Source organism: Bradyrhizobium sp. AUGA SZCCT0160, assembly GCF_018130105.1.
Taxonomy (GTDB): Bacteria; Pseudomonadota; Alphaproteobacteria; order Rhizobiales; family Xanthobacteraceae; genus Bradyrhizobium.
This window is the reverse complement of the sequence record NZ_JAFCMD010000043.1, coordinates 1-19,931: the sequence shown is the minus strand read 5'-3', so window position 1 is coordinate 19,931 and position 19,931 is coordinate 1. Positions and strand designations below refer to the sequence as shown.

Sequence of the window (19,931 nt, the reverse complement as noted above, 5' to 3'; positions counted from 1 at the left end):
AAGCCTTCGGAAGACGAGCCTCAGAACATCAGGCCTTCCTTCACCAGCACCCAGCGGCCGTTCTTGACCTGCTGGACCTGGGTGATGGTGGTGGCGAGATGGTTGGTTTTCGAGAACACGGTCGGTGGCGAACTGAAGATATCCTGGAACTTGTCACCGGACTCCAGCGCATCGAGCATCTTCTGGCCGGTCAGATCCTTGCCGGCCTTGTTGGCATAATGCGCGAACGTCATCACCGCATTGTAGCCGATGATCGCCTGGGTGTTGGCGTCGGTGCCGAACATTTTCTTGTAGTTGACGAGCCAGTCCTTCACTTTCCCCTTCGCGGTGTCCTCGTAGGGAATTTCGAAGCCTGAGGCGGCATACAGCCCTTCCACCGCTTCCTTGCCGAGCGCCGGCACTTCAAGCACGTTGGTCGGCGTGGCGCCGAGGAACGTCACGTCCCATCCAAGCTTCTTGGCTTCGCCCATCGCACCGATGGTCTCGCGGAGCACGGTGCCGAGCACCACCATATCGCAGCCGTCGGCTTTCATTTTGGCGACCTGCGCACTGAAGTCGGACGCGCCGCGCTTGTAGCTGGTCACCGATGCCGGTGTCATCTTCATCGCGGTTACCTGCTGGGTAAAGCCGTCGAGCACGTTCTTACCGTACTCGTCGTCCTGATGCATGATGCAGGGCTTCTTGAAGCTCTTGTTCTCGATCATGTATTTGACGGCAGCGCGGGTGCTCTCGACATAGGGCAGCAGATTATTGAACTTCAACCGCTCCTGCGGCTTGGCCGGGTCGAACTTGTAGGTGAATTCGGCCGCGGTCAGCGGAAACAGCTGCAACACGCCGGCATCGAACAGAATGTCCTGCGAGGCGAGCACGGTGGGCGAGCCCATCGGTCCGACCATCGCGAACACCTTGTCACGCTCCACCATCTTCTGCGACGCGAGCACCGCGCGCTTCGGATCGTAGCCGGAGTCCTCAAGGACCAACTTGATCTTGCGGCCGTGAACGCCGCCGGCGGCGTTGGTTTCCTCAACCGCCATCTTCATGCCGTTGGAAACCGGAACGCCCCAGCCCTTGATCGGGCCGGACAGATCCTGATGGGTGCCGATGACGATCTCGCTCGCCGAGATGCCTTCATTGGTAACCTTGGTCTGGGCGTAGGCTGGCAAATGGGTCAGCGCAAGGGCGCTCACCGCAAGGCCCAACGCCCTATACGATTTCGACATTGCAGTCTCCTCTTCGTTGGCCCGTGTTGAGCGAAGGGTGGGGCCTTCTTGTCCTTCGCCGTTTCTACAAATTTTGCTCAAAGTTCGTCCGTTACGCCACCGCCCGTTCGCCGTACATGGCGCCGATCTCGGCCGCGTAACGCTTGTTCACAAAACTGCGCTTCAATTTCATGGTCGGCGTCAATTCCTCGTCTTCGGGCGTCAGCTGACGCTCGATCAGGAAAAATTTCTTGATGGTCTCGACCCGCGCGAAGTTGACGTTGACCGCCTCGATCTCGCGCTGGATCAGGTCCTGGATCTCGGGCGCGCGGCACAGGCTCGCGTAGTTGGTGAAGGGAATGTCGTGGTCCTGCGCGAACTTCTCGACATTCTCCTGATCGATCATGATCAGACACGTGAGGTACGGCCGCTTGTCGCCGATCACCACCGCGTCCGAGACATAGGGCGAGAACTTCAGCTGGTTCTCGATCTCGGACGGCGTGATGTTCTTGCCGCCCGAGGTGATGATGATGTCCTTCATCCGGTCGGTGATCTTGACGAAGCCCTCATTGTCGATCGAGCCGACGTCGCCGGTGTGCAGCCAGCCTTTGGCGTCGATGGTCTCTGCGGTCTTCTCCGGCTGGTTTAGGTAACCCATGAACAGGAAGTCGCCCTTGATCAGGATTTCGCCTTGCGGGGAAATCGCGACCTCGCCCCAGGGCGCGGCCTTGCCGACTGAGCCCAGCTTCATGCGGTCGGGCGGCATCACGGTGGCCACACCGCAATTCTCGGTCTGGCCGTAAACCTCGCGCATGTCGATGCCGAGTGCGAGATACCAGCGGATCAGATCCGGCGCGATCGGCGCAGCCCCGGTAAAGGCCAGACGGCAGCGATCGAGCCCGAGCATGCGGCGAATGTTGCGGAACACCAGCCAATAGGCGAACTGATTGGCGATCCGCAAGGTCAGCGGCGGCGTTTTACCCTCGAGCTTGCTCTCGGTCACGCGATTGCCGATTCCCAGCGCCTGGCGGTACATCCAGTTCTGGAACGGCGTCGCGTCCTTGAGTGCAATCGTGATCCCGGAATAGAATTTTTCCCAGATCCGCGGCACCGCCAGGAACGCGGTCGGCTGCACTTCGCGCAGATTGTCCGGCACGGTTTCCGGGCTTTCGGCGAAATTCATCACCGACCCCAGTGCCAGCGAAATGTAATAGCCACCGATCCGCTCGGCGACATGACAGAGCGGCAGGAACACCAGCCGCTCTTCGGCGTCGGTGGAGGGGAACAGATCGTTGGCGTGGCGCATCTGGTGCGTCACGCTGCGGTTGGAATGCATCGCGCCCTTGGGCGGACCGGTCGTGCCTGACGTGTAGACGAGGATGGCCAGATCGCCCGCGCCTCGGCTGGCGATCATCGCATCCCACAGCGCCGGATCGTCGTGACTGTGGTTGCGCCCGAGGGCGGTGAATTCGGCCAGCGACATCACCATCGGGTCGCTGAAGCCAGAGAGGCCTTCCATGTCGAACACGACGATCTTCTGCAAGGTCGGGCAGCGTTCGCGGCAGGACAGGATCTTGTCGAGCTGCTCTTCATCCTCGGCGAAGATCACGCGTGTCGAGGAATCGTTGATGAGGTATTCGACCTGGACCGACGAGTCGGTTGGATAGATCCCGGATGAGACGCCGCCGGCGCAGAGGATGCCCATGTCGGCATACACCCACTCCGGAACCGCGTTCGCGATGATCGAGGCGACGTCGCCCGGCTTGAAGCCGGTGGCATGCAAGGCGTAGGCGATATCCTTCGATATCTGCAGCCACTGCCGCCAGCTGGTCGGCTCCCAGATACCGAACTTCTTTTCGCGGATCGCCGGCCGGTCGCCGCGCGTTTCCACGGACAGCAGAAAACTCTTCGCTAGCGTGTCGGCGACCGTCAGCACTGCCGGTCTGGCCATGCGTCTTCCTCCCTCTCTCGCCTGCGTCCGCCGCCGGTCTTGTCAGCCGGTCTTGTTTTCGGAAGCAGCTCGAATTTAGCTCCAAATCACTAGGAACGCCAATGCCTTAACTGCGTCGTTTAGCGCCATGTCTTCTTCTTTTTCCAGCGTCGCTCACCGCGAGCGCCCTCTTCCTTGGCGCCGAGATAGAATTCCTGGATGTCCTTTGAATGCATCAGCCGCTCGCAGCTGTCGTTCATGACGACCCGGCCGATTTCCAGCACATAGCCATAGTGCGCCGTCTCCAGCGCCACCTTGGCGTTCTGCTCGACCAGCAGGATCGACATGCCCTGCTCTTCGTTGACGCGCTTGATGATGGTGAAAATCTCCTTCACCAGGATCGGTGACAGCCCGAGCGAGGGTTCGTCCAGCAACAACAGCGTCGGCCGGTTCATCAACGCGCGCCCGATCGCCAGCATCTGCTGTTCGCCGCCGGAGAGCTGTCCGGCCGGCTGGTTGATGCGTTCCTTCAGCCGCGGGAAATAGCCATAGACGCGCTCAAGATCCTCGGCGACGCCGTCGCGATCCTTGCGCGGATAGGCGCCCATCATCAGGTTCTCGCGCACGGAGAGAAACGGGAACACTTCGCGCCCCTCCGGCACGTGGCTCAGGCCCAGCCGCACGATCTTGTCGGCTTCCACGCGCTGGATCGATTTGCCCAGAAATTCGATTGATCCCTTCTGCGGATCGAGGATGCCGGAAATGGTTTTCAAAACGGTGGTCTTGCCGGCGCCGTTGGCGCCGAGCAGTGTGACGATCTTGCCACGCGGCACTTCGAGGCTGATGCCCCTGATCGCCTGAATCGGCCCGTAATAGCTCTCGATATTGCTGAGCTTCAGGATGATGTCGGGAGCACTCATGGCATCATCCTCATGCGCCGAGATAGGCGGCGACGACGTCGGGATGGCGCTGCACTTCGGAAGGTGACCCCGTCGCGATCACCTTGCCGTAATTCAGTGCGATCACCCGGTCCGACACCCGGTTCACCAGCGACATGTCGTGTTCGACCATCAGAACGGTGATGCCGAGGTCGGTCTTCAGGTCGCGGATCCAGAACGACATGTCGCCGGTTTCCTCGACGTTCAGCCCGGAAGACGGCTCGTCCAGCAGGATCAGTTTCGGCTCCGAGCACAGCGCGCGTGCAAGCTCGATCACCTTGCGGACGCCGTAGGGCAGCCCCGAGATCAGCTTGTCGCGATAGACTTCGAGGTCGAGGAACTCGATCACCTGCTCGACGCGCCGGCGATGCGCCTTTTCGTGCGCGCGCACGCTCGGCAGGAACAGCAACTCCTGCCAAAGCTGCGTGGTGGAGTGGCGGTGCCGGCCGACCAAGAGATTGCTCAGCATCGTCGCGTTCTCGAACAATTCGATGTTCTGGAAGGTGCGGGCAATGCCGAGGCCGGCAATTTCGTAAGCCGGCTGCTGGGTGATTTCTTGATCCTCGAAGTAGATCTTGCCCGAGGTCGGCGGGTAAATGCGCGAGATCAGATTGAAGATCGAGCTCTTGCCGGCACCGTTGGGGCCGATGATCGAGAGGATCTCGCCCTTCTCCACCGCGAAGCTGACGGCGTCGACGGCTTTGAGGCCACCGAAGTGCAACGACAGGTCCTCGGCCCGGAAATAAGTCATCGGTTCCGCTCCGACTTCACATAGATCTTCTGCCGCTTGAAAGTGGCGCGCTTGTAGAGCGGAAACAGCTGGAAGAAGAGCTTGATCTTCAGCCAGCGTCCGTAGAGGCCAAGCGGCTCGAACAGCACGAACAGCACGATGATCAGGCCGTAGATCGCGCCCTTGAGGCCGTTGGCGGAAGCGATGGCGGCGGCCTTATCCTGAATTTGAGACGCACTCTCCTTGCCCGCGCCAAACGTCGAGGCGACGCCCGCGATCATGCCGGGCAAGTCGTCCTTCAGATAGGTCAGGAGCGGATCGATCATGACCAGGAAGATGGCGCCCAGCACCGCGCCGTGCAGACTGAACGAGCCGCCGATCAGGATCACGATGATGAACTCGATCGAGAGCAGCAGCGTGAACATTTCCGGGCTGATGAAGGACAGTTTGTGGGCGAACAGGCAGCCCGCAAATCCGGTGATCGCGGCGCTGATCGCAAACGACTTCACCTTGTAGAGCGAGACGTTGATGCCCATGCTGCGCGCCGCCGTCTCGCTGTCGCGGATGGCGACGAAAGCGCGGCCGGTCGGCGAACGCAGGAGGTTCAGGGTGCCGACGATGGTCAGGATCAGGAAGCCCAGACAAAGGAAATAGAAGCTCGGACTATCGCGCGATATCGCCATGCCGAACAACTGCATGGTCTTGACGCGCATGCCCTCATTGCCATGGGTCACGCTTTCCCAGCGCGCCAGGATTTCCTCGACGATGAAGGCAAAGGAAATCGTCGCAATGACGAGATAGATGCCCTGCAGCCGCAGCGCCGGGAATCCGACCAGCGCGCCGACTACGCCGGTCAGCAGGCCTGCGGCCAGGAAATACACCGGAAACGGGACGTTGTATTGCTGCAGGAAGGCCGCCGTATAGGCGCCGATGGCGAGGAAGGCGGCGTGCCCCAGCGACGCCTGCCCGGTAAAGCCGGTCAGGATCATCAGCCCGACGCCGACGGTAGCGTAGATGCAGACGAACACCAGCTGGCTGACGATATAGCTGGACAGCACAAACGGCGCGATCGCCAGCAGTGCCAGCAGCACGCCATAGGTGACCAGATAGCCGCTGTGCGGCATCAACCGGATGTCGTCTTCGTAGTCGGTCTTGAAGAGAAAACGCATCGCAGCCCCTAAACCTTCTTGCGTGTGTGCACACCGAACAGGCCTTCGGGCTTGAGCAGCAACACCACGAGGAGAACGAGGTAAGGCGCGACGTCTTTCCAGCCTTGCGGCAGATAGAAGCCGGCCATGCTCTCAATCACGCCGATCAGGACACCACCGACCACCGCACCTGGAATCGATCCGAAGCCGCCGAGCACCGCGGCGGGAAACGCCTTCAATCCCAGCACCAGCCCGACGTTGGAATGAATGAAGGTGATCGGCGCCAGCAACACGCCGGCAGCGGTTGCGACCGCAGCGCTGATCGCCCAGACGATCGACACCACCCGCTTGACCGGAATGCCCATGTAATAGGCAGCCAGCATGTTCTCGGAACTGGCGCGCATCGCGGTGCCGAGCGTGGTGCGGTTGAAGAACAGATAGAGCAAGCCGCAAAGGATGATGGTCGCAGCGATCACCGAGAGCTTGTCATGGGCCAGCACCAGCGAGCCGATCCGCAACACGCCCTGGCTGAACGGTGTCTCGATCTTGAGGTCGTCGGTGCCCCAGATCATGCCGGCGATGGAGCGCAGGAAGTATCCGAGCCCGATCGTCGCCATGATGATGGAAAACTGGGGATAGCCGAGGATCGGACGCACCACCACGCGTTCGGCCAGCATGCCAAACAGCGCCATGCAGATGACGGCGCCGGCGAATCCGAGCCAATAATTGAGGCCGAGCATACCGATGAAAGTGAAGGCGAAGAAACCGCCCAGCATCATCAAATCGCCCTGGGCGAAATTGACGACCTCGGTGGCCTTGTACACCAGCACGAAGCCGAGCGCGATCAGGCCGTAAACGCAGCCAAGTGCGATGCCACTCACCAGTTGCTGAACGAAGTCCAGCATTGATTCCCCTCCCCCGGATGCCCCGCGATTCTACGGATCGCCTTAACGCATCCTGCCTTCGCGCTCTTGTGTCGAAGCGCTGAAGGCCACATATGTCCGTCCCCATTGAGACCAAAGCGCCGACGACTGTCAACAGAGCGCTGGTTGCGACCCGCGTTAACAATTGCGCAGAAATGCCGCAGGGCGGAAGTTGGCTTCGAAGTTGCCTTCGAAGTCGCCTTGGAAGTTGCCTTGGAAGCGTTCATATCGGCGCGATTTGGGGTCTTCGATTCACCGCACCGAAAGTTCTTGGGTCCATGGTTCGCGGCGACACATGAAACCCGGACCGTCCCGACCTCATGAACCCCGATGTATCAGCGCTGCAGGTGCGAGGGTTAACGAAGCGTTTTGACCGCCCGGCGGTCGATGCCCTCGATCTCACCGTCCACCGCGGCGAATTCTACGCCCTGCTCGGCCCCAATGGTGCCGGCAAGACCACGACGTTGCGCATGGTGGCCGGCCTGTTGCGGCCCGACGCCGGCGCTGTCTCTATATTGGGCATCGATGCACTCGCCGATCCCGTCGCCGCCAAGCAGATCATGGCGTGGGTGTCGGACGAGCCGATGATTTATGACAAGCTGACGCCACTGGAATATCTCGAATTCGTCGCCGGCCTCTGGGGCGTCGATGCTTCGATTGCCGAATCCTCCGCGCAGGATCTGCTGGTGTCGCTCGGGCTTCAGCCGCATCTGCACGAACGCTGCGAAGGCTTTTCGAAAGGTATGCGCCAGAAGGTGGCGTTGGCCGGTGCACTGGTCCATGACCCCCGCCTGATCATCCTCGATGAACCGCTCACCGGCCTCGACGCGCTGTCCGCGCGTCACGTCAAGGGATTGCTGCAGGCACGCGTCCGCGCCGGCTGCACCGTGATCATGACGACGCATATTCTCGAAGTCGCCGAACGGATGGCCGACCGGATCGGCGTCATCGCCGCGGGCCGGCTGGTGGCCGAAGGCACGCTCACCGAATTGCGCCAGCAGAACGGCCGTAACGACACCAGTCTCGAAGACATGTTCATTGCACTCGTCGACACCGACGCGGCCGCATGAGTTCGGCCGCTGATCTCACCTGGTTTGCCCGGCACGAAATCCGGCTGGCGTGGCGAGAATGGCTCGCCATGATGACGGGCACGCGGCGAAAACGAACGCGCGCCGTGATCGGGCTGCTCGTGCTCGCCGCCTTCCTGCATCTGCCGGCCTATGCGGTGATCGGCCGCTTTGCCGATCTGCAGGCCCCGCTCGACAAGCCGACGCTGATCGTCATGTCAGCAACGATCTTCCTGGCCTGGGCCCTGATGCTGTCGCAGGCGATCGAATCGGTGACGCGGGTGTTCTATGCGCGCGCCGACCTCGATTTGATCATGTCGTCGCCGGTCAGGCTGACCAACATCTTCTCGGTGCGGATCGCGGCAATCGCACTCTCGGTCACGGCCATGGCGCTGCTGTTGTCGAGCCCTTTCGTCGACGTTCTCGTGATCGGCGGTGGCATCAGGTGGTTTTCGGCGTTTGGCGTCGTCATCGCCATTGGCCTGTCGGCCGCGGCGGTTGCGATCGCAATCACGGTACTATTGTTTCGCTTGATCGGCCCGAGCCGGACGCGGCTCGCCGCGCAAATTCTCGCCGCCGTCATCGGCGCGGGTTTTGTCATCGCGCTTCAGGTCGCCGCGATCCTCTCCTACGGCACGCTGTCGCGGTTCACGGTGCTGACGTCGGACGCCGCGGCGGCCTACGCCCCCGATTTCGACAGTCCGCTGTGGTGGCCGGCGCGCGCCGCGATCGGGGACGGCGAAATGCTCTCGCTTCTGCTGGCCGGCAGCCTCGTGCTGCTCGGCGGCGTGATGGCGGTCTTCTCGCCAAAATTTGCCGGCACCGTCGTCAGCGCCGCCGCGACCGCAACGACAACCCGACGCGGGTCGCGGACGACCTCGTTTCGCCGCGGTTCGCGGCAAGCCGCGCTGCGCTGGAAGGAGTTCATGCTGCTGCGGCGCGATCCCTGGCTGGTGTCGCAGAGCCTGATGCAATTGCTTTATCTGGTGCCGCCGGCGCTGATGCTGTGGCGCAGCTTCTCCGATAGCTCGGCCGCGACCGTCCTGATCACGCCCGTGATCGTGATGGCGGCCGGCCAGCTCGCCGGCGGTCTCGCCTGGCTGACGATTTCAGGCGAGGACGCGGCAGATCTGGTCGCGACCGCCCCGATGCCGCCCGGCAGCGTGATCAGGGCCAAGGTCGAAGTGGTGATGATCGCGATCGGCGTCATCTTCGCTCCCTTGGTGGCTGCACTGGCCTTGGCCTCGCCCGTGCAGGCAGCGGTCACCGCCATCTTCGTCGTCATCGCCACCGTGTCGGCGGCCGCGATCCAGCTGTGGTTTCGCGTCCAGGCCAAGCGCAGCCAGTTTCGCCGCCGCCAGACCTCGTCACGCATCGCGACATTTGCCGAGGCGTTCTGCTCGATCGGATGGGCGGCGACCGCGATCCTCGCCGTCACAATCCCGATCGCCGCCCTCATCAGCGGCGCCATGACCGCGCTGATGCTGGCCGGGACGTGGAAGATCAGCCCGCGAAGGGATTGATGCGGAAGCGTCCGGCATTCAGCCGTGAACCTCGGCAGACCGAGCTCCGACAAAGCGATATCCTATTGAAGTTGAGGACAGATTTCCGGCAAGCCTGATTGGCTGGGAGGCCACGCCGCCGTCATCGATTCGTTTGGCTGGCTGGGCTATCTTGCCGAAGCACTACCGCGGCACCATGTGGCACCCCGGGAATGAGCACACAGGAGAGGAAGCGCGATGAGCGAAGCCATCAATGTCCCGGCGGTCATGGTGGACGCGACCGCGGTCGCGCGGATCAAGTCGGAGATCGACATCTCCGATCGGTCGCGCATCGTTACCTTCGGCGATCGCGCGCAGCGATCAGTCGTTGAGTTCGCGGACCGCATCCTCGCCCAAACCCAGAACCGGGAGCTCGGGACGACAGGCAAATTGTTGTCGGACATCCTGGGCAAGGCGCGCGGGCTCGATCCAGCGACGCTCAAGGACAGCGGCTTTTTCACGCGCCTGTTCTCCTCGATGGAATCGCGCTTGCGGCGGTTCTCCGAACAATTCGGCGACGTCGCCTCCCAGATCGACCGCGTCTGCGTCGAACTCGACCGCAACAAGGAAACCTTGCGGCGCGATATCGCCGTGCTGGACGAACTGCACGAACAAACCAAGGCATCGCTCGGCGACCTCGATTCGCATATCGCCGCCGGCAAGACCTTTGCCGAGGATTTTCGCCGCGGCCGGCTGGTCGAACTGGAGCAGGCCGTGAAGGCAGCCGGAGAAGGCAGCGACGCTTTGCTGGCGGCGCAAACCTATCAGGATGCCGCGCAGGCGCTCGACCGGCTCGAGAAGCGCGTCTTCTATCTGCAGCAGGCGCGCCAGATCGGCATTCAACAGTTGCCGCAGATCCGTATCGTGCAGTCCGGCGACGAGACCCTGATCGAGAACCTGCAGGCGACGACCGAACTGACGATCCCGGTCTGGAAGCAGAAGATGATCCTGCTGCTCGGCCTTACCCGCCAGAAGTCCGCGCTCGACTTGCAGAAGACCGTCACCGACGCCACCAACGAGATGATGAAACAGGCCTCGGAGATGATGAAGACCCAGGCGATCGAGATCGAAAAGCAGTCACAGCGCGGCATCATCGATATCGCGACGCTGGAGAAAACCAATAGCGATCTGGTCGACACGATTTCGGGCGTCCTCAACGTCCAGGCAGAAGGCCGCAAGAAACGCGCCGAGATCGAGCAGCGGATGGCGCAACTGACCGACGAGTTGAAATCAGCGATGTCCAAGTCGACGACATGAAGTCCGCGATGCGACGTTGCCTTGCCGGCCTGCAGTTGGCACTGGCGCTTGGCATTTCGCGCGGTGCGAGGCTATAACGGAATGCTCTCAGGCTTTTCAGCCATGAACTGGATCGCGGGCGGCGCCACGGCAGCCGTCCTGCTGCCGGTGCTGGCGATCGGTACCGGCATGCCATTCTGGGTCGCCTGCATCGTCAGCCTGGCGGCGGGCGGCGGGCTGGTGACGGCGTTTTCGCCGCGCAAACCGTTCGAGAGGCTGGATGCCAGCGGGGCCGCGCGAGGCAGAATCGAATTCGCGCGGGAACTGCTGACCGATGCCGAGCCGCTGGCGGTGCGGCTGGAGGTCGCCGTGAGTTCGATCGGCACGCCTGAGGTCGCCGACCGCGTGCGCCATCTGGCGCGGGTTTCCCGCGAGATCTTCGCGGGTGTCGAAGATGACCCGCTGCGCGTCGACCTGGTGCGGCGCTTCCTCACCTATTATTTGCCGCGGGCGGCCGAACTCGCCGAGGCCTACGCGCTGCTTGAGAAGGGCGGCATGCGCGACACGGTGCGGATCACCACGACGGCTGAACTGATCGACCGGCTCGATACCGCGTTCACCCATTACGCGAGGAATTTGCAGAGTGCCGACCTCGGCAATCTGGACATCGAGCTCAAGCTGCTGAAGAGCTCACTCGACGATGACCTCGGGCCACCGCCACAACTCGGCGCTCCCTCGGATCCAGGGAAAGGGAGAGCCTGACGGCTCGATCGATTGGCGACGGCGTAGCCAGCTACTGCTTCTCAACTTCGCTCGATCGATCGCTGCTCTGCCTACGCCCTGATCAATTCCAGCACCGCCGCCGCAAACGCCTCGGGCTCTTCCTGCGGCAAATTATGCCCGGCGCGCGGCACCACCCGATGAACCCGGCGGCCGGCGAATTTCGGCGCGCTCTTGCTGCCGTCGGTGGCCGGGCTCACGCCATCCCCGTCGCCGTCGAGCGTAATGGTCGGCACCACAATCGCGGGCTGCGCCGCCAACCGGCGCTGCAGATCGGCATATTGCGGATCACCCTCGGCAAGGCCGTAGCGATGGCGATAGCTGTGGATCACCACCTCGACATAGTCAGGATTGTCGTGCGCGACTGCGGTCCGCTCGAAGCAGGCGTCGTCGAAATCCCAGTTCGGCGACCATTGCTGCCATAATAACTTGGCGATCCCGCGCCGGTCGGCGGCAAGGCCGGCGCGGCCACGCTCGAGCTGGAAATAATACTGATACCAGAGCGCCACTTCGCGGTCCGGCCGCGCCGGCACCATCGCGTTGGCGATATCCTGGATGTTGTAGCCGTTGACCGACACCAGGCCGATGCAGCGCTCCGGCCAGAGTGCCGCACCGATACAGGCGGCGCGGCCGCCCCAATCATAGCCCGCGAACACCGCGCGCTTGATGCCGAGCGCATCCATCAGCGCCATCAAATCCGCGCCCAATGCAGCCTGCTCGCCCGACCGCCGCGTGGCCTTGTCGCGAAACCGGGTCGGCCCATAGCCGCGCAGATAGGGAACGATGACGCGGCACCCTTCGGCGGCAAGCTGCGGCGCCACGTCCACATAGGTGTGAATGTCGTAAGGGAAGCCGTGCATCAGCATGACGACCGGCCCATCCGCCGGACCCGCCTCGTAATAGGCGATCTTGAGCACGCCGGCATCTATGCTGCGCACCGGTTCCAGCCGCCTCGAAGATGGTGCGCGTGGGGTATTTTTGGCTGGCGTGGAGGCTTGTTCGGTCAAGGCGTCACTCCGTTGCGGCATCCGGCCACACGGTATCGCCTAACGCCGGTGAAGCAAATGTGGCACGGGAGCTGTGCGCGATTGACATCATGACGGGCGCTGAATTCGGCGATACAGTATGCCAGCGGCCGTCGCCGCATACGGGTCATGCCATGCTGCGATCGCTCGTGCTTGCCACTGCCTTTCTCGGTTCGCTGATCGTTCCTGCGACCGCGCAATCGCCGCTGCGCAGCGAATGCCTGGCGATGGCCAACGCCCCGCCGTGGGCTGTGCCGGTCAGCCTCCGCCGCACCGCGGCCAAGGTGGAAGAAGTCGCGATCACCTATGTCGGTCATTCCACCTATTACATCGACACGCCCGGCGGTGTGCGGATCGGCACCGATTTCAACGGCTACTACCAGACCGGGCGGCTGCCCGACGTCGTCACCATGAACCGGGCGCATTCGACGCATTTCACGCTGTTTCCCGACCCCAAGATCAAGCATGTGCTGCACGGCTGGGGTGAGAAGGGGCAGCCTGCGCTGGTCGGCCTGCGCGTCGATGATGTCTATATCCGCAACGTGACCACCGACATCCGCCGCTACTACGGCGATGGCGCCGGCGGCGAGATGATCCGGGACGGCAACTCGATCTTCATCTTCGAGGTCGCCGGCCTCTGCATCGGCCATCTCGGCCATCTGCATCACAAGCTCGACGACAGCCATTTCGCGGCGATCGGCCGGCTCGACATCGTGATGGTTCCGATCGACGGCACCTTCACGATGTCGCTCGACGGCGTCTCCGAAATCACCAAACGCCTGCGCGCCTCCGTGGTGCTGCCGATGCACCGCTTCGCCACCCCGCTCGACGAATTCATGCGGCTGATCGGCAAGCAGTTCGAGATCGACCAGCGCACCCAGCGAACCCTGAAGATTTCGCGGGAAACGCTGCCCACCACGCCGACGGTGATCATTCTCGACGGGGTGTGAGCCGGCACGACAACGATAATAAGAATCAGGGAGCGACCATCGATGGCCGTCAGCACTGCACCCGCCTCGAAGAACGGGCTCTATGCCGATCCGCGCGAAGACTGGCTGGCGCAACACACCGAGGCGATCATCGACCCCGACCGCCCGATCGTCGACCCCCACCATCATCTCTGGGACCGCGGCGGGCAGCGCTACTTGATCGAGGAGATGGCGGCCGATGTCGCCTCCGGCCACAACATCATCGCGACCGTCTATGTCGATTGCCGTTCTATGTACCGCGCCAGTGGGCCCGAGGCGTTCCGGCCGGTCGGCGAAGTAGAATTCGCCAACGGCGTTGCCGCGATGGCGGCGAGCGGCGGATACGGCAAGGCCGCGATCTGCGCCGGCATCGTCAGCCACGTCAATCTGCTGCTTGGCGAAGGCGCCAGGCCGGTGCTGGAGGCGGAGATCGTCGCCGGCAATGGCCGCTTCCGCGGCATCCGGCATTCCGCGGCGTGGGATGCCGATCCCGATGTCGCCGGGATGTATGCGACGCGGCCGAAGGGCCTGCTGCTCGATCCGACGTTCCGCAAGGGGTTCGCCTGTCTCGCCCCGCTCGACCTCAGTTTCGAAGGCTGGCTGTTTCATCCGCAGATCGGCGAACTCACCGATCTTGCCCGCGCTTTCCCGGACACCCGGATCGTGCTCGATCATTGCGGCGGCCCCATCGGCATCGGCAGTTACGCGGGCCGGCGAGAGGAGATCTTTCCGGTCTGGAAGGCCTCGATCCAGGAGATCGCCAGATGTCCCAATGTCGTGGTCAAGCTCGGCGGGCTTGCGATGGCCCTGCTCGGCTATGACTTCCATCTGCGGCCGAAGCCGCCGACTTCGGAACAGGCCGCTGCTGCGTGGCGCCCTTATATAGAGACGTGCATCGAAGCCTTTGGACCCAGCCGCTGCATGTTCGAGAGCAATTTTCCGCCCGATAAAGGCCAGTGCAGCTATCACGTGATCTTCAACGCCTTCAAGCGCCTCGCCGCGCAGTACAGCGAGGCCGAGAAGACGGCGATGTTTTCCAGGACGGCGACGGACTTTTACAAGTTGAAGCTCGCCTAGCTCACGGCCGGCGTGAGCTCCCGCTCACGCCCATTCGCCCTTGCGGAACACCGGGACGCTGCTTCCGTCGGTGTGAATGCCGTCGATGTCGGTCTCGGCCGAGCCGATCATCCAGTCGATATGAATGAGGCTCTTGTTGCCGCCTTGCGCCGCGATCTGCTGCGGCGTCAGCTTGTCGCCGCCGACGAAACATTTCGAGTAGCATTGGCCGAGCGCGATGTGCGAGGCGGCGTTTTCGTCGAACAGCGTGTTGAAGAACAGCAATCCGCTCTTCGAGATCGGCGAGGAGTGCGGCACCAGCGCCACTTCGCCGAGGCGCGCCGCGCCCTCGTCGGTATCGAGCACTTTCTTCAGCACTTCCTCGCCGCGCGACGCCCTGGCGTCGACGATGCGGCCTTCCTCGAAGCGAACAGCGATGTTGTCGATCAGGGTGCCCTGATAGGACAGCGGCTTAGAACTGACGACATGCCCGCTGACGCGCCGGCAGTGCGGCGTGGTGAAGACTTCCTCGGTCGGGATATTGGCGTTGCAGGTGATGCCGTTCTTGGCCGTCGAGGCGCCGCCCTCCCATTCATGGCCGTCGGCGAGACCGATCGTCAGATCCGTTCCCGGCCCCGAATATTTCAGCGCGTGGAAGCGCTGGCCGTTCAGCCACTGCGTGCGCTCGCGCAGTACCGCGTTGTGTTTTTCCCACGCCGCGACCGCGCCGTCCTGATCGACGCGCGAGGCTGCGAAAATCGCGTCCGCCAGTTTGGCTACCGCGACATCCTCGGCAACGTCGGGAAATACCTGCTTCGCCCATGCCGGGCTCGGATAGGCGATGATGTTCCAGTTGGTTTCGAAATTGACGATCTTTTCCAGCGCCGGCTGATAAGCCATCGAATTGGCCTTGCTGGCGCGCGCCACCTTGGTCGGATCCTCGCTCGACAGCAGCATCGGATTGTCGCCGACGATCGCCAGCCGCGCGGTGTTGTTGCCGAACGCCTTCGCCATGCCCTCATAGAGCCAGCCGGCGGCGCGATCGAACCCGTCATTGTGGCCGTATCGATAGCGCGACAGCGTGATCTCTTCGTCGGAGAGGAACGGCGTCACCAGGCCCGCACCGGCCTTGTAGGCATGCTCGGCAATTTTTCGAACCAGCGGCAGCGCCACCGACGGCGCGGTCAAAAGCAGGTCCTGGCCCGGCTGCAACTGCAGGCCGACCTTCACGGCGACCTCGGCAAGGCGGTCGAGCTTCACGGGATCGATCGGTGTCGAAAAATTACGTTCGTGTGCGGTCATGACGGGCCCTCAAATCAATCGTTGCTACAGAGATAGGCGAACCGGCTGGTTCCTTCAACGCTTCGACGCCGCCAATACGCGATCGACCATCTCGGGCGCGAGGCCGAGGTAATTCTTCGGCGAGGTCAGGCGGTCGATGGTCGCGCGGTCGATGCGCGAGGAAACGCGCGGATCCACGGACAGCGCATCGGCCAGCGTCATGCCTTTGTCATTGGCGACACGGCAGGCGTCATAAACGACGTCGTGCGCCTCCTGCCGGCCGATGTCCGGAGCAAGCCCCATCATCACGGCTTCGGCGACGATCAACCCGCGGCTGATGTCGAGATTGTCAGCCATCTTCTTCTCGTCCACGATCAGGCCGCCCAGCGCGAATTTGGCCTGATGCAGCGCGCCCGCGGTGAGCACAAAGCTTTCCGGGATCGCCATCCATTCGGCATGCCATGGCCCGGTGGCGCGCTCGAAATCCTGCACCATCGCGTCCAGCATCAAACCGGCGTGCTGGCGCACGCCCTTGGCCGCCGCCAGCATCAGTTCGGATGAAATCGGGTTGCGTTTCTGCGGCATGGTCGAGGACGCGCCGCGGCCCTTCACGAACGGCTCGTAAAGTTCGGCGAATTCGGTCGAGGCCATGATCATGATGTCGAGCGCGATCTTGCCGAGCGAGCCCGTGATGAGACCGAAGAAATTGATCACTTCCGCCAGTCCGTCGCGCGCGACATGCCAGGTCGAGACGGGCACGCCAAGCCCGAGTTCCTCGCACAGCGCTTTTTGAACCTCAAAGCCCTTGTCGCCGAGCGAGGCCAGCGTGCCGGCGGCGCCTGCGAACTGGCCGACAAGGACGCGCGGCTTCAATTGCGCGAGGCGCTCGGCGTGGCGATCGAACATCGCGAGATAAATCGCGGTCTTGTAGCCGAACGTCACCGGCAGCGCCTGCTGCAGATGGGTGCGTCCTGCCATCGGCGTATCGCGATAGCGTCTGGAGAGATCGGCAAGGATGCCGCGGAGGGCGGCGATGTCGGCCTCGATGATTTCGAGCCCGGCGCGGACCTGCAGGACCACGGCGGTGTCCATGATGTCCTGCGTGGTGGCGCCCCAATGCACGTAGCGGCCGGCCTCGCCGCATTGTTTTGCCATCTGGTGCACCAGCGGCAGGATCGGATAGCCGACGATATCGGTCTCGCTGAGCAGCAGGTCGAAATCGAACGCCGAGACGTCGGTTCGCTTTGCGATTTCCTCGGCGGCTTGCGCCGGGATCACGCCGCAGCGCGCCTCGGCCTTGGCCAGCGCGACCTCCACCTCTGCATAGCGCGAGATCAGGCTGAAATCCGAAAACACGTTCCGCATCGCGGGCGTGCCGAAGGCGTCGCGGAACAGGATGGAGTCGAGGACGGTGGTCGAGGTCGGAAAGGCGGGCATGTCGTTTCCTTCGAATCGCGCCTCAAGGATGCCGGACGCTCAGACCATCGTCACGCCCCCTCAGTCGCGGAATTTCTTCTTTTTCTTCTTTCCGAATGCGGGCTTCGCAGCGCCGGCATGCTTCGGCTTGGCGGCATAAGCAGGCTTCTCCCGGAATGGCCGCTTTTTGTCGTAACGCCTTTCCTTGTCGAATCCAGGCGCCTTTTCGCTGCGAGGCTTGTCTTCATACGGCTTGCTGTCGCGGGATTTCCCGCCGGGCGGCTTGTTGCCCCAGGACTTTTCATCACGGGACTTTTCATCACGGGGTTTTTCGTCGTGAGGCTTGTCTTCGCGAGGCTTGTCCCAGGGCTTTGCTTCCCGCGGCTTGTCTTGCCACGGCTTGCCGTGCGGCCTCGGCGCCCTCTCCTCACGCTCGCGCGCAGGCGGACGCTTCTCGGCCGCGGGCTCGCCCTGCGGGCCCTCGGGCAAGGGCTCGATGCGAATATTGTCTTCCTTGTCGGGACGGCGGAGGTTGCCGACAAATTTGTCGGCGGCGCGCGCGGAAATTTCGAACTCGGTCGTCGTGTCCATGACGCGGATGGCGCCGATGTCTGTTTTGTCGATGCCGCCGCGGCGGCAGATCATCGGCAACAGCCAGCGCGCCTCGGCATTCTTGCGGCTGCCGATCGAGGCGCGGAACCAGACGCTGTTCTCGCCCATGACGTGGCGCGCCGACGGCTTTTTCGACTTGGATCGTGGACCGGCGTTGCGGTCGTCACCGCGCGGCGCACGACTATCTCTTTCACGGCCGCGATCCTCGCGTCCCCGGCTGCGATGCTCGCCGGGATCGATGATGTCTTCGGGCGAGGGCAGTCGTGAGCGATAGAGCCGTGCCAGTGCCGCGGCAATATCCTCGGCCGAGCGCTCGGCGAGCAGGGCCTGCGCCAGCATCAAATCCTCGGGCGTAGTTTCTTCGGCGAACAGCGCATCCTTCAGCATGCGCTCTTGATCGAGCTTGCGGATTTCATCGGCCTGCGGCGCCGTGCCCCAGATCGCATCGATGCCGGCAAGGTTGAGCAGCACTTCGGCGCGGCGCTTGCGCGCCGGCGGCACGAGCAACACACTGACACCCTTGCGGCCGGCACGGCCGGTGCGGCCGGAGCGATGCTGCATGACTTCAGGATCGTTCGGAATATCGGCGTGGATGACGAGATCGAGGTTTGGCAGATCGATGCCGCGCGCGGCCACATCAGTCGCGACGCAAACGCGGGCGCGCCCGTCGCGCAGCGCCTGCAGCGCGTGGGTGCGCTCGTTCTGGGTCAATTCGCCGGACAGCGCCACGACCGAAAAACCGCGCTCCGACAACGTTGCCTGCAGATGCCGCACCGCTTCGCGGGTGTTGCAGAACACCAGCGCGCTCGGCGATTCGAAGAAGCGCAAGGTGTTGACGACCGCATGGTCGACGTCGCCAGGCGCGATCCGGATGGCGCGGTAATCGATGTCGGCATGACCGCCTTCGTCGCCGCCAACCTCGATGCGGAAAGCTTCCTGCTGATATTCCTTGGCCAGGGCGATGATGACGCGCGGCAAGGTCGCCGAGAACAATAGGGTGCGGCGGGTCTCCGGCGTGGTCTCGAGGATGAATTCCATATCCTCGCGAAAACCGAGATCGAGCATTTCGTCGGCCTCGTCGAGCACGACGGCCTTCAGTTCGGAAATATCCAGCCTGTTGCGCCTCAAATGATCGCACAGCCGCCCCGGGGTACCGACCACGATGTGGGCGCCGGCCGCGAGCTCGCGCTGTTCACGGCGCGGATCCATGCCGCCGACGCAGGAAACCACGCGCGCATCGGCGTATTGATAGAGCCAGGCGAGTTCGCGATGGACCTGCAGCGCCAGCTCGCGCGTCGGTGCGACGATCAGGGCAAGCGGTGCGCCGGCGCGCTCGAAGCGCTCGGCATCGCCGAGCAGTTCGGCTGATATGGCGAGGCCGTAGGCGACGGTCTTGCCGGAGCCGGTCTGCGCCGACACCAGCAGGTCGCGGCCGGCAGCGTCATTGGCCAGCACGGCGGTCTGGACCGGCGTCAGGGAATCGAAATTGCGCTCGGCCAGGGCTCGGGCGAGCGGCGGACTTGTGGTCAGGGATGTCACGAGATCAGAACCTTAATGGGCGCATCTGCGCCGGAAAGCCTGACAACGCCTCGAACCATACGATCGAGGCTGCCGGCTGGAGGATGCGCGGGTCCGATGACCCGAACGATTTGAATGAGATGGGCACCCTTTAGGCCATTCGCAGCCAAAGCGCCATGGAATGTTGGTGGAGGCTGCATTGCGTCGTTAACGGCGGGGCTATGGTGTTGATATTGCAGCGATATTCCGTCGTCCCCGCCTTGAGCCGGGACCCATACCGCGTGATCTCTCGATGAGGTTCGGTAGCCGAGACCATCCGCAAAACTTCTTCCTGTGGTTATGGGTCCCCCGATGCGCAATTGCGCATCTGTGGTCAAGGCCGGGACGACGGCGTTCTTTGTTGCTGCACTGAACACTGAACACACCTTCGCAATCTCGCGACGCATTGCGCCCGAGCTTTGCCAGAAACTTCCCGCCCTCTCATGAGAGGGCGCAGGGAAGACCGGGTGCGCGCTGCACCCGCGGTCCCGTGTGCGGTTAGCACAAGAAATGCTGCACACGAG

The 19,931-nt window shown here is 63.0% G+C and carries 16 protein-coding genes; 6 read left to right on the top strand and 10 right to left on the bottom strand.

Annotated features, from left to right (window positions below; all coding sequences use genetic code 11):
* Window positions 1–20: 20 nt before the first annotated feature.
* From JQ558_RS36245 to JQ558_RS36220, 6 genes are all read right to left on the bottom strand, one after another.
* Window positions 21–1,220 (bottom strand): ABC transporter substrate-binding protein, encoded by a 1,200-nt coding sequence (locus JQ558_RS36245; RefSeq protein WP_212296663.1) that lies wholly within the window; start codon window positions 1,218–1,220, stop codon window positions 21–23.
* 91 nt (window positions 1,221–1,311) lie between these two features.
* Window positions 1,312–3,150: a long-chain fatty acid--CoA ligase gene (locus JQ558_RS36240; protein ID WP_212209380.1), complete on the bottom strand. Its 1,839-nt coding sequence runs from the start codon at window positions 3,148–3,150 to the stop codon at window positions 1,312–1,314.
* A 119-nt stretch (window positions 3,151–3,269) separates the two neighbouring features.
* On the bottom strand, window positions 3,270–4,049 hold the full coding sequence (locus JQ558_RS36235) for an ABC transporter ATP-binding protein (protein ID WP_211999311.1): 780 nt from the start codon (window positions 4,047–4,049) through the stop codon (window positions 3,270–3,272).
* Between the two features lie 10 nt (window positions 4,050–4,059).
* Complete coding sequence (locus JQ558_RS36230; RefSeq protein WP_212296662.1) at window positions 4,060–4,818, bottom strand: ABC transporter ATP-binding protein; 759 nt, start codon at window positions 4,816–4,818, stop codon at window positions 4,060–4,062.
* On the bottom strand, window positions 4,815–5,966 hold the full coding sequence (locus JQ558_RS36225; protein WP_212209378.1) for a branched-chain amino acid ABC transporter permease: 1,152 nt from the start codon (window positions 5,964–5,966) through the stop codon (window positions 4,815–4,817). The genes JQ558_RS36230 and JQ558_RS36225 overlap by 4 nt, the downstream gene beginning before the upstream one ends.
* Before the next feature lie 8 nt (window positions 5,967–5,974).
* Complete coding sequence (locus tag JQ558_RS36220) at window positions 5,975–6,850, bottom strand: branched-chain amino acid ABC transporter permease (RefSeq protein WP_212209377.1); 876 nt, start codon at window positions 6,848–6,850, stop codon at window positions 5,975–5,977.
* Window positions 6,851–7,188: 338 nt separating this feature from the next.
* Here JQ558_RS36220 and JQ558_RS36215 point away from each other — a divergent pair, with 338 nt between their 5' ends.
* The 4 genes from JQ558_RS36215 (at window position 7,189) to JQ558_RS36200 (ending at window position 11,474) form a co-directional block, all read left to right on the top strand.
* Window positions 7,189–7,938, top strand: a complete 750-nt coding sequence (locus tag JQ558_RS36215; RefSeq protein WP_211999308.1) for an ABC transporter ATP-binding protein — start codon at window positions 7,189–7,191, stop codon at window positions 7,936–7,938.
* Window positions 7,935–9,458 carry a permease gene (locus JQ558_RS36210; protein WP_212296661.1) on the top strand — a complete coding sequence of 508 codons (1,524 nt, stop codon included), beginning with the start codon at window positions 7,935–7,937 and terminating at the stop codon, window positions 9,456–9,458. The genes JQ558_RS36215 and JQ558_RS36210 overlap by 4 nt, the downstream gene beginning before the upstream one ends.
* Before the next feature lie 216 nt (window positions 9,459–9,674).
* On the top strand, window positions 9,675–10,733 hold the full coding sequence (locus JQ558_RS36205) for a toxic anion resistance protein (RefSeq protein WP_212296660.1): 1,059 nt from the start codon (window positions 9,675–9,677) through the stop codon (window positions 10,731–10,733).
* 102 nt (window positions 10,734–10,835) lie between these two features.
* On the top strand, window positions 10,836–11,474 hold the full coding sequence (locus JQ558_RS36200; RefSeq protein WP_249142791.1) for a 5-bromo-4-chloroindolyl phosphate hydrolysis family protein: 639 nt from the start codon (window positions 10,836–10,838) through the stop codon (window positions 11,472–11,474).
* Between the two features lie 71 nt (window positions 11,475–11,545).
* Here JQ558_RS36200 and JQ558_RS36195 read toward each other — a convergent pair whose 3' ends face one another.
* A complete protein-coding gene (locus JQ558_RS36195) occupies window positions 11,546–12,430 on the bottom strand; it encodes an alpha/beta hydrolase (RefSeq protein WP_312015070.1) in 885 nt (294 codons plus the stop codon).
* A 221-nt stretch (window positions 12,431–12,651) separates the two neighbouring features.
* On the opposite strand from JQ558_RS36195, the gene JQ558_RS36190 reads away from it, so the two are divergent.
* Together JQ558_RS36190 and JQ558_RS36185 are read left to right on the top strand one after the other, a co-directional pair.
* A complete protein-coding gene (locus JQ558_RS36190; RefSeq protein WP_212209405.1) occupies window positions 12,652–13,467 on the top strand; it encodes an MBL fold metallo-hydrolase in 816 nt (271 codons plus the stop codon).
* Window positions 13,468–13,509: 42 nt separating this feature from the next.
* Complete coding sequence (locus JQ558_RS36185) at window positions 13,510–14,562, top strand: amidohydrolase (RefSeq protein WP_212296657.1); 1,053 nt, start codon at window positions 13,510–13,512, stop codon at window positions 14,560–14,562.
* A gap of 24 nt (window positions 14,563–14,586) precedes the next feature.
* On the opposite strand, the gene JQ558_RS36180 is transcribed toward JQ558_RS36185, so the two are convergent.
* The 3 genes from JQ558_RS36180 to JQ558_RS36170 are packed head-to-tail and all read right to left on the bottom strand — an operon-like array spanning window position 14,587 to window position 19,389.
* On the bottom strand, window positions 14,587–15,843 hold the full coding sequence (locus JQ558_RS36180) for an aminopeptidase (protein WP_212296656.1): 1,257 nt from the start codon (window positions 15,841–15,843) through the stop codon (window positions 14,587–14,589).
* A gap of 54 nt (window positions 15,844–15,897) precedes the next feature.
* Window positions 15,898–17,259 (bottom strand): adenylosuccinate lyase family protein, encoded by a 1,362-nt coding sequence (locus tag JQ558_RS36175; RefSeq protein WP_212296655.1) that lies wholly within the window; start codon window positions 17,257–17,259, stop codon window positions 15,898–15,900.
* Between the two features lie 60 nt (window positions 17,260–17,319).
* Window positions 17,320–19,389, bottom strand: a complete 2,070-nt coding sequence (locus JQ558_RS36170) for a DEAD/DEAH box helicase (protein WP_212296654.1) — start codon at window positions 19,387–19,389, stop codon at window positions 17,320–17,322.
* Window positions 19,390–19,931: the final 542 nt, after the last annotated feature.

What these genes read in the sequence shown, in the direction of transcription:
- JQ558_RS36245 (WP_212296663.1), bottom strand. Translation starts at nt 1,220, where the DNA reads ATGTCGAAATCGTATAGGGCGTTGGGCCTTGCGGTGAGCGCCCTTGCG.
- JQ558_RS36240 (WP_212209380.1), bottom strand. Translation starts at nt 3,150, where the DNA reads ATGGCCAGACCGGCAGTGCTGACGGTCGCCGACACGCTAGCGAAGAGT.
- JQ558_RS36235 (WP_211999311.1), bottom strand. Translation starts at nt 4,049, where the DNA reads ATGAGTGCTCCCGACATCATCCTGAAGCTCAGCAATATCGAGAGCTAT.
- JQ558_RS36230 (WP_212296662.1), bottom strand. Translation starts at nt 4,818, where the DNA reads ATGACTTATTTCCGGGCCGAGGACCTGTCGTTGCACTTCGGTGGCCTC.
- JQ558_RS36225 (WP_212209378.1), bottom strand. Translation starts at nt 5,966, where the DNA reads ATGCGTTTTCTCTTCAAGACCGACTACGAAGACGACATCCGGTTGATG.
- JQ558_RS36220 (WP_212209377.1), bottom strand. Translation starts at nt 6,850, where the DNA reads ATGCTGGACTTCGTTCAGCAACTGGTGAGTGGCATCGCACTTGGCTGC.
- JQ558_RS36215 (WP_211999308.1), top strand. Translation starts at nt 7,189, where the DNA reads ATGAACCCCGATGTATCAGCGCTGCAGGTGCGAGGGTTAACGAAGCGT.
- JQ558_RS36210 (WP_212296661.1), top strand. Translation starts at nt 7,935, where the DNA reads ATGAGTTCGGCCGCTGATCTCACCTGGTTTGCCCGGCACGAAATCCGG.
- JQ558_RS36205 (WP_212296660.1), top strand. Translation starts at nt 9,675, where the DNA reads ATGAGCGAAGCCATCAATGTCCCGGCGGTCATGGTGGACGCGACCGCG.
- JQ558_RS36200 (WP_249142791.1), top strand. Translation starts at nt 10,836, where the DNA reads ATGAACTGGATCGCGGGCGGCGCCACGGCAGCCGTCCTGCTGCCGGTG.
- JQ558_RS36190 (WP_212209405.1), top strand. Translation starts at nt 12,652, where the DNA reads ATGCTGCGATCGCTCGTGCTTGCCACTGCCTTTCTCGGTTCGCTGATC.
- JQ558_RS36185 (WP_212296657.1), top strand. Translation starts at nt 13,510, where the DNA reads ATGGCCGTCAGCACTGCACCCGCCTCGAAGAACGGGCTCTATGCCGAT.
- JQ558_RS36180 (WP_212296656.1), bottom strand. Translation starts at nt 15,843, where the DNA reads ATGACCGCACACGAACGTAATTTTTCGACACCGATCGATCCCGTGAAG.
- JQ558_RS36175 (WP_212296655.1), bottom strand. Translation starts at nt 17,259, where the DNA reads ATGCCCGCCTTTCCGACCTCGACCACCGTCCTCGACTCCATCCTGTTC.